This window comes from Blautia sp. AF19-10LB (assembly GCF_003461245.1).
Classification (GTDB): Bacteria; Bacillota; Clostridia; order Lachnospirales; family Lachnospiraceae; genus Blautia_A; species Blautia_A intestinihominis.
In genome coordinates, this window is sequence record NZ_QTWS01000006.1 from 26,432 (window position 1) to 39,308 (window position 12,877).

Sequence of the window (12,877 nt, forward strand, 5' to 3'; positions counted from 1 at the left end):
TAGAAAAACATGCAAATTTCGTGTATTACTAACAATTTTAATTGATATTTTTTAGTAATATTAACCAGCTTCTATGTTTTATGGAGGATAAAATATGGATAAAGTCTTGTTTCATATGTTTTCAGATGACCGTTTTATGGATCTTACACTCTACCAGTATGGATATGAACAGTGTCTTCCACTACACTCCTACGGTCCTTTTGTACGAAACCATTTCCTGTTCCATTATGTTATTTCAGGTAAAGGAACACTCCTGGTTGATGATGAAAATTCCCAGTCTACGGAATACCAGCTTCAGGGCGGAATGGGATTCCTGATTGAGCCCGATTGTGTAAATACTTATTTTGCCGACCGCAAAGACCCATGGGAATATGCCTGGATCGAATTCAGCGGACTCCGGGCAAAGGAGATTCTGGAGGGCTCCGGTCTTTCTTCTGACTCTCCGGTCTATCTTCCACGCACACCACAGGATGGGGAGCGGCTCAAAAATGAGATTCTGTATCTTGCCACACACGCTCAGGAATCTTCCTATCATCTGATCGGGCATCTTTATCTTATCATGGATGCACTGGTCAGCGGATCGTCTTCCAGGCGGCACACCCAGGGAGGCAAACGTGCACAGTTTTACACGAACGAAGCTGTGACCTTCATCGCCCAGAATTATTCCCGTGCGATCACGGTCGAGGACATGGCTCGCCGCTGCAATCTGGATCGGAGTTATTTTGGCAAGGTTTTCCGTGATGTCCTCGGACAGTCTCCACAGGAATTTCTCATCCAGTACCGTATGGAAAAAGCTGCCGAACTTCTCAAGATCACAGATCTTTCTGTGGGCGAGATCAGCAGGCAGGTCGGCTATCCCAACCAACTCCATTTTTCCAGAGCTTTCAAGAATTTTTATGGAATCTCACCCCGTACTTACCGCCAAAATAACAAATTCCTTTAGAAAAATGTTTACAAGTAGTATTTAAAACTATATAATAAGGGGCATAAGAGAGAGGAAAGTGGTATTTATGTCAACAAATAATGAGGCGATGATCAGACATATTCTGGACTGGGTTTCCGGAATTGGATATATTAAACCCGAGGATATTCCGAATATTGATCTTTATATGGATCAGGTAACGACTTTCATGGAAGAGCAGCTTGCACATTCCAAGCGATATCAGGAAGACAAGATTCTCACCAAGACCATGATCAATAACTATGCCAAGAATAATCTTCTTCCGTCACCGGTGAAGAAGCGTTATTCCAAAGAGCATCTGCTGGTTCTGATCTTTATTTACTACTTCAAGAACATTCTTTCTATCAATGATATTCAGACTCTTCTGAATCCGATCACGGATAAATATTTTAAATCTCAGGAGAAGCTGGATCTGACTTCTATCTATGAGGAAGTTTTCAGCATGGAGAAAGAACAGATTGAAGTTCTCAAGAAGGAGCTTCTGAAGAATTATCAGACTGCTCAGAATACGTTTACGGATGCTCCGGAGGATGAGCAGGATTTCCTGAAATTATTCTCTTTCATCTGCCTGCTCAGTTTTGATGTCTACATGAAAAAAACGATCATCGAGCAGATGATCGACAGTCTTCGAGAAAATGACCCAAAGAAAAAGAAATGATTTCACTCAAATAAAAAGAGGTTCCCGCCGCAGTGTGACGGGAACCTCTTTTGTTATTTAGTATAAATAATTCTTGTTTACATAGCCGGATTTGTTCAGTTTCGGTGCATATACATACCAGTAGGTGCTGTCGCTGGTATCCTGTACCTGCACGGTGTCTCCGCTGTAAAGCTCTCCGATCTCATTGCTGTCATCGTATGCCTTGGCGGTACGAAGTGCAAGATATCCTTTGCTTACACTGACGGTCTTGGTTACTACAGAAGGAGTGCTGCTGCCTGCGCCTACGAGATAGTTGCGGTTTACGTAGCCGGATTTGTTAAGCTTCGGAGAATATACATACCAGTAGGTACTGTCGCTTGAATCCTGTACCTGTACGGTATCTCCGCTGTAAAGTTCTCCGATCTCGTTCTTATCATCGTATGCCTTGGCGGTACGAAGCGCGAGGTATCCTTTGCTTACGCTGACGGTATAGCTGGCTCCGCCTGTGTTTGCTGTTCCACCGCCAACCAGATAGTTGCGGTTTACATAGCCGGATTTGTTAAGCTTCGGGGAATATACGTACCAGTAGGTGCTGTCGCTGCTATCCTGTACCTGTACAGTATCTCCGCTGTAAAGCTCTCCGATTTCATTCTTATCATCGTATGCCTTGGCTGTACGAAGTGCGAGATATCCCTTGCTTACACTGACTGTGTAATTGCTTCCTCCTGTGCTGCTTCCGCCGCCAACCAGATAATTGCGGTTTACATAGCCGGATTTATTCAGTTTTGCAGAATATACATACCAGTAAGTGCTGTCGCTGGTATCTGTAACTTCTACGGTATCTCCTGTGTAAAGCTCTCCGATCTCATTCTTATCATCGTATGCCTTGGCGGTACGCAGTGCAAGATATCCCTTGCTTACGCTGACTGTGTACATGGTTCCTGCAAGGCTTTCCCTTGCTGTTAATGGCAGGGATAAAGTGAAAACAAGTACAAAAAGTGCTGTCCATTTTAAAAATGTTGATTTTTCTTTCATAGTGATGCCCTCCTTTGGGAATATTATTTTTTACAATTCTCTCAGGAATTGTAAGAATCATAGATCTGTCTACTCAGAGATGCGATCGTACTCTGAGCTGCCCCCGGCTGTGGAACATTCTCTGACATAAATACAATGATCAGGTCATTCAGGTCATTGTAGATGATTCCTGCATCATTCTCGACATCCGAAAGTTCTCCTGTCTTGTTTGCAACGCTGACGCCTGACGGCATCTGTGCCGGGATCTTGTTTCTCCTGCTCTGTGCTGCAAGTAATGCAAATTCTGCCTGTGCGTGTGCATCAGACTGCTGATTTCCATCGTAAACTTCCTTGAGGAAGTGTCCGCAATCTGAAACAGAGGTATAATTGTCATCGTACTGATTGCTTGCGAGGAGAAGTCTTCCCATATGTGTGCTGGAATATCCCTTATCACTGCAGAAATTATTAACTACATTCATTCCTGCACTGCTGTCTCCGCCTCCCAGATAACTTACCAGTGTGTTTGCCGCATCATTATCACTGACTGTTATCATGGAATTCAGGTTGGAATCTACGCTGGACTGTCCATACTGTCCCACAATACTGTCATAATTCTCATAAACAGCTCCCATGATATAAAGCTTGATCAGACTTGCTGCCTGCATTCTGGCATCCTGGATGGCTCCTTCGGTATTTTTCTCCAGGTCACATACATATACGGACCAGGTTCCATTTCCTGACGGAAGTGCAAGACTTGACAAAACGCTCTGAAGTTTCTCATCAGTCCCGGCTGTCTCTGATGATGCAGAACTTCCAAATACGCTTCCTCCCTCTGACTCTGACGGCGGTGACAGGGTTCCCTGTCCCTCCTGTACTGTAGCTGTTTCATCCGGTGCCGGTTCCGGATGATGATCGGATTCCTCCGTTGTCTGTGTCTCTGCTGTGGCTTCTGCCGCATAACACGGCTGCACCATCAGACATGCTGTAATCAAACTGCTTACTGCGATTCTGGTTAAAGTCTTATTTTTCATTTTCTCTCTTCCTTATTTTCAGATACTTTTATTATAAGTTTTTTGTATAACAGTTGCAAGAAATTTGTTACCATTTACGGTAACTTATACCTTACTTCGTATCTTGCCAAAATACTGATTATAGCTTATCATAAAAGCGGCAGTTTTTGAAAATCAATTCTGCTCTCTGTATATATTTATTATAGCAGAGTGTTTCGCAAATTTGTAATTTTTATATACAAAAAACAGTTTTCAGGAGGTACTTTATGAAAAAATTTTTGACAGCACTGCTGCTTGGCAGCCTGATCTTTGTTTCACCGGCAGTCGTTTCGGCTTCTTCGGAAACCACCTATGAAAGTGAGGAAGGACAGGCCATGATCAAACCGCCGTCTTCTTCTGAACAGTCATCTGAAACAGAGGATGAAACGACAGATGAAACTGACGCGCAGGAAGAAGAGGGTACTATCAGTTCTTCTGATTCCTCATCTGGCATGGACTGGTCTGCTGCCAACACCGAAAACAGCAAAACTTCCAATCAGGGAAATTTCACAGTCTGTGTGGATGCCGGGCATCAGGGATCCTGGGTGGATATGAGCGCACAGGAACCAATGGCTCCTGGATCTTCCCAGACGAAAAACAAAGCTACGACAGGAACCAGCGGAAATTTTTCCAAAGTTCCAGAATATGAAGTGAATCTGGAAGTTTCTCTTGTACTCCAGAAAGAGCTGATCTCACGTGGGTATAATGTTGTTATGACCCGTGAGGATAACGACACGGCTATCAGCAACAAGGAACGCGCGGAACTTGCTACGGAAAAAGGTGCTGATATCACGGTGCGTATCCATGCAAATGGCGATAACAGTTCTACTTCTTCCGGTGCGCTTACGATGGCTCCTACTTCTTCCAATCAGTATCTGGATCAGGATATCATTGAGAAAAGTAATACGCTTGCAAGCTGTATCATCAATCATTACTGTGATGCGACCGGGCTTGGAAATCTTGGGGTGATCTCTTCTGATAATATGACAGGAACCAACTGGAGTACTGTTCCTGTTGCGATCCTTGAGATGGGATTTATGAGTAATCAGAATGATGATCTGTATATCACCAATTCTGCAAATCATGAGACGATGGCGAAGGCAGTCGCGGATGGTATTGATGAGTATTTCAATATTGTTGCACCGGATACGGTTGCGATCGGGAAGCATCTTTCTGCACTTACAGATAAGATTGAAAAAGATTATGTGGATGTGCAGGAAAAGAAGGGTGAAAGCTGGGCTGTTTCTGTGATGGATCTTTCTACGCAGGCGTATAGTACGGTGAATGCGGAGAAGGCGATGAAGTCTGCGAGTGTTATTAAGGCGTTTATTATGGCGGCGGTTTATGATAAGATGGTTTATCCGGATGGAGCGGATACGGCTTCTGAGGAGTATGAGAAGACGTTGAAGCCGCTGCTTACGAAGATGATCACGGTTAGTGATAATGATGCGGCAAATGAGCTGGTGAGACAGCTTGGAAATGAGGATTTTGCTGCGGGGGCGGCTGTGGTTAATGAATTTTGTCAGGAGAGGGAGTATACCAGTACTCATCTTGGGAGGGAGTTCCTTGCGAATGAACCGACGGATGATAATTATGTGAGTGCTTCGGATTGTTGTCGGCTTTTGTCGGATATTTATAATGGAACGCTCGTTAATGAGAAGGCGGATTCCGATATGCTGGAATTGCTGAAGGGGCAGACTGTGAAGACGAAGATCCCGGTTGGGGTGCCGGATGGGGTTGAGACGGCGAATAAGACGGGGGAGCTTTCTGACGCAAAGCTGGGAGTGGTTGAAAACGATATTGCTATTGTTTTCGATGCCACGCACCCTTATGTGATTGCGGTGCTTTCCAATGATGTTAAAAGTAATGCGGATGCGCAAAATACTATTGCGAAGATTTCTAAAGATGTTTATGAGTTTATGACTTCGCAGAAGTGAAAAACCCCTGAGGGGGGAAAGTATCTCGGAGTCTGCGAAGGCCGAAGTTCCCCCCTCAGACTCCCCCCTTCTTGGCCACGCGGCTTTAGACTGGGGACGGGCGTGCCTGCGGCGTCGCCCTGGGTGTTGGGGAAATTATTGAGAAGAAAAACGGAGCCGTAGGGATCTTCGATCCTGCGGGCTCCGTTTTTTATTTATTCTTCTGTTTTATTTTCTTTGGCTTTCATTCTTTCGAAGACCATTTCGTAGCCGTCGTTTCCGTAGTTAAGGGAACGGTTTACTCGGCTGATGGTTGCGGTTGAGGCCCCGGTCTTTTCGGAGATGTCCAGATATGTGCGCTTGTCAGTTAACATTTTAGCTACCTCAAAACGCTGTGAAAGAGAAAGAAGTTCGTTGATCGTGCATACATCTTCGAAGAAGGTATAGCATTCTTCTTTATTCTTCAAACAAAGGATTGCCTCAAAAAGATGGTCAACCTCTTCCGTCCTGATTTTTTTACCCATTTTCCTGCTCCTTTAGCTTACATTCTGTTATATTTCACATATTAGTATTTTAACACTTTAACTTGTGATAAGCAAGGGATTTTGTGATTTTCGTAACAAAACGGTGTGGATAGTTGAATTTCCTTTGAAAAGCAGGTATACTGGGAACAAATGTACGAATTTTTCAGATTGGAGTATTGTTATGGATTTATTTGAATATGCCAAATCTAAGACTCTGGACCGGGAGTCGCCTCTGGCTTCCAGGCTTCGTCCTACTACTCTGGATGAGGTTGTCGGGCAGGAGCATATTGTGGGGAAGGATAAATTGTTATATCGTGCGATCAAGGCGGATAAGCTGACTTCTGTTATTTTTTATGGGCCTCCGGGGACTGGTAAGACGACGCTTGCTAAGGTGATCGCGAATACGACCCGTGCCAATTTTACTCAGATCAATGCTACGGTTGCGGGCAAGAAGGATATGGAGCAGGTCGTAAAGGAAGCGCAGGAACAGCTTGGTATGTATGGTAAGAAGACCATTCTGTTCATCGACGAGATCCATCGTTTTAATAAAGGACAGCAGGATTATCTTCTTCCGTTTGTGGAGGATGGAACGATCATATTGATCGGTGCAACGACGGAGAATCCTTATTTTGAGGTCAACGGTGCTCTTCTCTCCCGTTCTATTATTTTTGAGCTCAGGGCTCTGAGTCAGGAGAATATCCGCACGCTGATCCTGCGTGCAGTCAATGACTGTGATAAGGGAATGGGGAATTATGGTGCTGTGATCGATGACGACGCGCTTGAATTTCTTTCTGATATGGCCGGCGGTGATGCGCGGAGTGCACTGAATGCCGTGGAGCTCGGGATCCTGACAACTCCAAAGAGTGATGACGGTTATATCCATCTGACGCTTGATGTCGCTTCTGAATGCATCCAGAAGCGTGTGGTCCAGTATGATAAGCAGGGGGATAATCATTATGATATCATTTCTGCTTTTATCAAAAGTATGCGTGGCTCCGATCCGGATGCGGCTGTCTATTATCTTGCCAAGATGCTTTACGCAGGGGAGGATATCAAGTTTATTGCGCGCAGGATCATGATCCTTGCCTCTGAGGACATCGGAAATGCAGATCCGCAAGCACTCTGTGTGGCTGTTGCTGCTGCCCAGGCAGTTGAGCGTGTCGGCATGCCAGAAGCACAGATCATTCTTTCACAGGCAGTCACCTATATGGCATGTGCACCAAAGAGCAATGCCGCTGTAAACGCGATCTTTTCTGCCATGGACTCTGTCAAAAAGACCAGGACTACGGTTCCTGTTCATCTGCAGGATGCACATTATGGCGGGCATGAGAAGCTTGGTAAAGGGATCGGATATAAATATGCGCATGATTATCCAAATCATTATGTGAATCAGCAGTATCTGCCATCGGAGATCGAGGGCGAGAAGTTCTATGAACCAGGGGATCTTGGATATGAGAAAACTCTCAACGAATATATGAAACATATAAAGGGTGAAGCTTAACGGCTCCACCCTCTTATTTTATGAGATCAACTCTCCCATCAACATTTCATATATATCCTGTGACTTCGCTGCCCAGCTCCGACAGATCTCCTGGGCGGCTTCTTTGTTCGGTGCAGCCATGCTCAGATCCATGATCGTAGAGGAATCCTTCTCTATGATCTGGCAGCGGACGGCATATCCGCCCTGCGGGGTCGTATAATAGTCAGCCGGGGTCAGGATCCGCTCCTGTACTTTGCAGCCACGACTTTCCAGATATTCCTTGACTTCATTCTTGATATCCTGTGAGATATCTTTTTCGAAGTAGGAAAGCGTCTTGCGTCCTTCTTCCGTCAGTTCATAGTAAGAACTGTTCGTGATCGTCCTTTTGTGGAGAAGTTCTGTCTCTGTCAGCTCTGACAGTACTTTCTGCAGCTGGAAATAATCGGTATATTCCCGGTCCAGGATAAACTCTGAAATCTGTGAATTTGTCAGTGCCTGTGTCGCGTGCTTCGCCATATATAATACGATCAGCTTATACGTTGTAAATGGATCTGCCATTTGAGTCACCTCTTTCTTATTCTGACAGGGTGTGAAACTGCTTATTACTGTTCACTCCATTCACAGTAACTTGGTCAAAATTATACTGCTTCCCCTGCCAACTGTCACATACCTTCATCTGATGATGCAGAAGATTCAGGACTTCTCTCTTCCTGCCTGTCCATAGCGGAGCAAGTAAAAGTTCCTTCGGTCCGTCTCCTGTCATCCTGTGTATGACGATCTCCGGATCCAGATGCTCGATGCACCGGATCAGCAGATTCAGATATTCTTCTCTTTCGTATACGTGGAATTTGCCCTCCAGATATTCCTGTGCAAGATCGGTGCCCTTAAGCACATGGAGAAGCTGAAGTTTGATTCCCTGTATGTCTCTGTGGTTCAAATATTCCATGGTAGCGAGAATGTCCTCCTCGGATTCCCCCGGAAGCCCCAGGATCGTGTGAACGATCACTTCGATCCCACGTTCCCGAAGATTTCTCACCGCTGTCTCAAATACCGAAAGAGGATATCCTCTCCGGATATATGCGGCCGTCCGCTCGTGGATCGTCTGAAGCCCAAGTTCGATCCATACCGGCTTGATCTGGTTCAGTTCCGTAAGAAGATCCAGAATATCTTCTCCCAGACAGTCCGGTCTTGTCCCGATTGACAGTGCCACCACAGATGGATGATGAATCGCTTCTGTAAAAATCTTCCTGAGATATTCCACCGGGGCATAGGTATTGGTATATGCCTGAAAATAAGCAATATATTTATGGATCGGGCGTTTCGCGGACAAAACAGCGATCTGGCTGTCGATCTGCTCTGTAATCGTCAGTGCCGCATCTGCCGCAAAATCACCGCTTCCGCCCTCACTGCAGAAAATACAGCCTCGGCTTCCGAGTTTCCCGTCACGGTTCGGACAGGACATACCGCCGTTCAGCGTCACCTTGTATACCTTTTCGCCAAAGGTCTCTCTCAGCATATAGTCAAGTGAATGGTACGGTTTACCATTCCAGTTTCTCATTCTGCCTTTCCTCCGTCCTCTGCGCCTTCCGGAATATAATTCTCAAAGATCTTTACCAGGAAAAATGAGTTGCAGTATGCAACCACTGCCCCGCCGATCACAAGACAGATCAGTGCGATCGTCGCCTGCATCCTGAATGTCGGTGCAAAAGATACCAGAATGATCGGACATGCACAGACTGCTGCCATCAGGACCGTATACGGAAGATGACGAACAGACATCAGCACCGCATTGATGAACGTATTTCTGGTAGAATTATAAAATTTCGCCAGAACTGGATAAATATACAGGAATACCATCACATACAGAACGCTGAATGCAAGGAAAATGATATTCATGATCTGTCCAAGCGGCTGTCCCATCTGCTTTACGATTCTCATATCCACATAAAGGATCACTGCCAGCACAAGCATGATCAGGTTGATCACCGTTGCCTGTTTGAAATTCTGTTTGAAAGATTTAAAAAAGCTCTTGATTATGTAGGACTCTTCGTTCTTTACCATCTTCATGGTCACATAAAACATCGCTGTGATCGATGCCCCCGCTGTCACGATCGGGATGCAGCAGATCAGACATAGGATATTCAAAATAAATAAATCTGCGACCTTTCCCATAAATGTAAAAAACTTATTATCCATACTGAAAAATCTGTCCATTTTTTACTCCTTTTTCTGCTGAATTGATAAACTCATTATATATCAGTATAACGAAATTGAGCAGAAAAAGCAATGACAAACCTGTTACTGTGAACGGAGTGAACAGTAACACAAACCTTTCACGATATGGTCATGGTACGATCAGTTCATCTACTGTCACAAACTCATAACCTTTTTCTTTCAGCCGGTCGATAATGAGAAGGGCTGCCTCCACGCTGGTCTGATATTCGTCGTGCATAAGGATGATCGAACCGTCCTCCGGTTCTTCTCCTGCTGCCTTGAGGATCGCATCCACATTCTGGCTTTTCCAGTCAAGTGTGTCAATATCCCAGAATACGGGCAGCATCTCGACGCAGAGCTCCATGTTTTTCTTCCAGGCTCCATAAGGAGGACGCATGTATTCCGGATACTTTCCTGTCGCCTCATAGATCTCATTGTTTGTTTTGAGTATCTCCTGCCGGGCTGTAGTCTCCGGGATCTTGTTGAGCTGTACGTGATTATACGTATGATTTCCCAGAAGATGTCCTTCCGCCTGCATCCTCTGCACCAGTTCCTGATTCTCCTTCACATTTTTGCCCAGAAGAAAAAAAGTTGCCCGGACATTTCTCTCTTTCAGTCCATCCAGAAGAAGCGGTGTATATTTCGGACTTGGACCGTCATCGAAGGTCAGTGCTACTTCAGGATGTGCCTGGCTCTGCTCCATAAGTTCCTGTTCCATCAGCCGGAGCATCCCCTCTCCTGCAACAAGCCTGGCTGCCTTATTTCCGATCGTCTGTACAGCCTCCGGTTCTTTTCCTGCAGACCAGACAGTTCCCATGAGCAATAGAAGTACAACAACTATCCCTGAAAAAAATTTTCTCATATCTACCCTGCCTGCCCTGTACTCCCTTCAATATATGCATGAAAGCATAAAAAAAGAACGGGGACAGTGTTTTAAAAACACCGCCCCCAACTGGCTTTTATTTTCCAAGCATGATCTTTAACTGTGCTTCGATCGCATCAACGCATTTCTCAAATCCGAGTTTGCCGCTGTTCAGGCAAAGGTCGTAATTTGTCGCATCGTTCCAGACACCGCCTGCAAATTTATGGTAGTAGTCCTGTTTGCGCTTGTCATCCTTGAGAAGGAATTTCTCCACATCTTCTCTTGATCCGGAGATCTTCTCAGAAGCCTGCTCTACACGGAACTCCCATGGTGCATGGATGAATACACGCAAGGTATTCGGACGATCCTTGAATACATAGTTTACACAGCGTCCTACGATCACGTAGGATTCTTTTTCTGCAAGGTCGTTGACTACTTTAGCCTGGTAGTTAAAAAGATTCTCATCGGAGATGAAATCCTTGCTGCCTGGCTGGTGCAGGTCTCCCTTGTAGATGCTGTCCTTGCTGCCAAAAAGAGAAGTCTTGACTTTATCTCCCGCTTCTACTTTGCCGAAAAGTTTTACGTCAATTCCACTCTCATCAGATGCCATCTGAATGATCTGCTTGTCATAGAAAGAAATCCCCAGACGCTCTGCTAGCATTTTGCCGACGGTACGTCCGCCGCTTCCATACTGTCTTGCAATTGTGATTACAACCTGATCCATTATTGATTCCTCCTTATTCTCCCAGATATGCTTTCTGGACAGATTCATCATGAAGCAGATCATCTGCTTTGCCTTCCAGAGTAATGCTTCCTGTCTCAAGGACATACGCTCTGTCAGCGATAGAAAGGGCTTTCTTTGCGTTCTGCTCAACGAGGAGAACGGTTGTGCCGCTTTCACTTACTTCTTTGATAATATCAAAGATTTCATTTACAAAGATCGGGGAAAGCCCCATAGACGGCTCATCCATCAGGATGATGCTCGGTTTACTCATCAGAGCACGTCCCATTGCAAGCATCTGCTGCTCACCACCGGAAAGTGTACCGGCACGCTGTCCTGTACGTTCTTTCAGACGCGGGAATCTCTTGTAAACCATCTCGAGGCTCTGTGCGATCTCGTTTTTGTCTTTTCTTGTGTAAGCACCCATCAGAAGATTTTCGTATACAGACATGTCTGAAAATACACGTCTTCCTTCCGGTACATGTGCCATACCCATCTCGACGATCTTGTGTGCAGGTGTCTTTGTGAGGTCTTTGCCGCCAAACATGATACTTCCTGCTTTTGCCGGGATGATTCCGGTCAGTGTCTGCAGTGTGGTTGTCTTACCGGCACCGTTCGCGCCGATCAGTGCGATAACTTCTCCCTGTTCTACATGAAAGGAAATTCCCTTCAATGCCTGGATAACACCATAATAAACCTGGAGATCTTTTACTTCCAACATTGACATTTGATTTTCCTCCTTATTCTCCCAGATATGCAGTGACTACTGCCGGATCTTTCAGAACCTTCAGAGTCTCGCCCTGTGCAAGCACCTGTCCGAAGTTCAGTACGGTTACTTCTTCACAGATACCGCCGACCAGTTTCATATCATGCTCGATCAGAAGAGTGGTCATATCAAAATGTTTCTGTACGAAACGGATGGTATCCATCAGTTCCTGTGTTTCATTCGGGTTCATACCTGCAGCCGGCTCATCCAGAAGAAGAAGCTTCGGATCGGTTGCCAGTGCTCTGGCGATCTCGAGTTTACGCTGTTTACCATATGGAAGGTTTCCTGCAAGGGTATCTGCTTCTTTGTCGAGGTCGAATACCTTGAGGATCTCCATTGCTTTTTCATTCATTTCTTTTTCTACTTTGTGATATTTCGGAAGTCTTAAGATTCCGGTCAGGGTAGAATAAGAATGATGATTGTGAAGTCCGACCTTGACGTTGTCAAGAACCGGCATATCCTTGAACAGACGGATGTTCTGGAATGTTCGCGCGATACCTGCTTTGTTGATCTCGATCGTGCTCTTACCTGTGATATCCTGTCCGTCCAGTTTGATGATACCCTCGGTCGGTTTGTATACACCTGTTAGAAGGTTGAAGATTGTTGTTTTGCCGGCACCGTTCGGTCCGATCAGTCCGTAGAGCTGACCTTTTTCGATTGATACATTGAATCCGTCAACTGCGCGAAGACCGCCGAACTGGATAGCCAGATGATTTACTTCCAACATTGCCAT

At 45.4% G+C, this 12,877-nt stretch carries 14 protein-coding genes; 4 read left to right on the top strand and 10 right to left on the bottom strand.

What is annotated here, in order from left to right; genetic code table 11:
* Positions 1-94 precede the first annotated feature (94 nt).
* Positions 95-943: an AraC family transcriptional regulator gene (locus tag DWX28_RS05265; protein ID WP_022213203.1), complete on the top strand. Its 849-nt coding sequence runs from the start codon at positions 95-97 to the stop codon at positions 941-943.
* A 67-nt stretch (positions 944-1,010) separates the two neighbouring features.
* Positions 1,011-1,619 (top strand): DUF1836 domain-containing protein, encoded by a 609-nt coding sequence (locus DWX28_RS05270; protein WP_118252074.1) that lies wholly within the window; start codon positions 1,011-1,013, stop codon positions 1,617-1,619.
* Between the two features lie 57 nt (positions 1,620-1,676).
* On the opposite strand, the gene DWX28_RS05275 is transcribed toward DWX28_RS05270, so the two are convergent.
* Both DWX28_RS05275 and DWX28_RS05280 read right to left on the bottom strand, forming a co-directional pair.
* A complete protein-coding gene (locus tag DWX28_RS05275; protein ID WP_243002346.1) occupies positions 1,677-2,633 on the bottom strand; it encodes a hypothetical protein in 957 nt (318 codons plus the stop codon).
* A gap of 41 nt (positions 2,634-2,674) precedes the next feature.
* The gene (locus DWX28_RS05280) at positions 2,675-3,643 is read right to left on the bottom strand and encodes a serine hydrolase (RefSeq protein WP_022213200.1); all 969 of its coding nucleotides are present in this window, start codon (positions 3,641-3,643) and stop codon (positions 2,675-2,677) included.
* Positions 3,644-3,888: 245 nt separating this feature from the next.
* Here DWX28_RS05280 and DWX28_RS05285 point away from each other — a divergent pair, with 245 nt between their 5' ends.
* The gene (locus DWX28_RS05285) at positions 3,889-5,598 is read left to right on the top strand and encodes a serine hydrolase (protein ID WP_118252075.1); all 1,710 of its coding nucleotides are present in this window, start codon (positions 3,889-3,891) and stop codon (positions 5,596-5,598) included.
* 194 nt (positions 5,599-5,792) lie between these two features.
* Here DWX28_RS05285 and DWX28_RS05290 read toward each other — a convergent pair whose 3' ends face one another.
* A complete protein-coding gene (locus DWX28_RS05290; protein WP_118252076.1) occupies positions 5,793-6,101 on the bottom strand; it encodes a YerC/YecD family TrpR-related protein in 309 nt (102 codons plus the stop codon).
* A gap of 181 nt (positions 6,102-6,282) precedes the next feature.
* Between DWX28_RS05290 and DWX28_RS05295 the strand changes: the two genes are divergently transcribed.
* Entirely contained in the window at positions 6,283-7,602 is a 1,320-nt protein-coding gene (locus DWX28_RS05295) for a replication-associated recombination protein A (protein WP_022213255.1), read from the top strand.
* 18 nt (positions 7,603-7,620) lie between these two features.
* Here DWX28_RS05295 and DWX28_RS05300 read toward each other — a convergent pair whose 3' ends face one another.
* The 7 genes from DWX28_RS05300 to DWX28_RS05330 form a co-directional block, all read right to left on the bottom strand.
* Positions 7,621-8,139 (bottom strand): DUF4364 family protein, encoded by a 519-nt coding sequence (locus DWX28_RS05300; protein WP_022213254.1) that lies wholly within the window; start codon positions 8,137-8,139, stop codon positions 7,621-7,623.
* A gap of 16 nt (positions 8,140-8,155) precedes the next feature.
* Complete coding sequence (locus DWX28_RS05305) at positions 8,156-9,139, bottom strand: TIGR01212 family radical SAM protein (RefSeq protein ID WP_118252077.1); 984 nt, start codon at positions 9,137-9,139, stop codon at positions 8,156-8,158.
* Complete coding sequence (locus tag DWX28_RS05310) at positions 9,136-9,795, bottom strand: YesL family protein (protein ID WP_118252078.1); 660 nt, start codon at positions 9,793-9,795, stop codon at positions 9,136-9,138. The genes DWX28_RS05305 and DWX28_RS05310 overlap by 4 nt, the downstream gene beginning before the upstream one ends.
* A gap of 130 nt (positions 9,796-9,925) precedes the next feature.
* Entirely contained in the window at positions 9,926-10,657 is a 732-nt protein-coding gene (locus tag DWX28_RS05315) for a polysaccharide deacetylase family protein (protein ID WP_118252079.1), read from the bottom strand.
* A 97-nt stretch (positions 10,658-10,754) separates the two neighbouring features.
* The gene (locus DWX28_RS05320) at positions 10,755-11,381 is read right to left on the bottom strand and encodes a cytidylate kinase-like family protein (RefSeq protein ID WP_118252080.1); all 627 of its coding nucleotides are present in this window, start codon (positions 11,379-11,381) and stop codon (positions 10,755-10,757) included.
* A 13-nt stretch (positions 11,382-11,394) separates the two neighbouring features.
* The gene (locus tag DWX28_RS05325; RefSeq protein ID WP_118252081.1) at positions 11,395-12,105 is read right to left on the bottom strand and encodes an ABC transporter ATP-binding protein; all 711 of its coding nucleotides are present in this window, start codon (positions 12,103-12,105) and stop codon (positions 11,395-11,397) included.
* A 13-nt stretch (positions 12,106-12,118) separates the two neighbouring features.
* Positions 12,119-12,877 carry an ABC transporter ATP-binding protein gene (locus DWX28_RS05330; protein ID WP_022213248.1) on the bottom strand — a complete coding sequence of 253 codons (759 nt, stop codon included), beginning with the start codon at positions 12,875-12,877 and terminating at the stop codon, positions 12,119-12,121.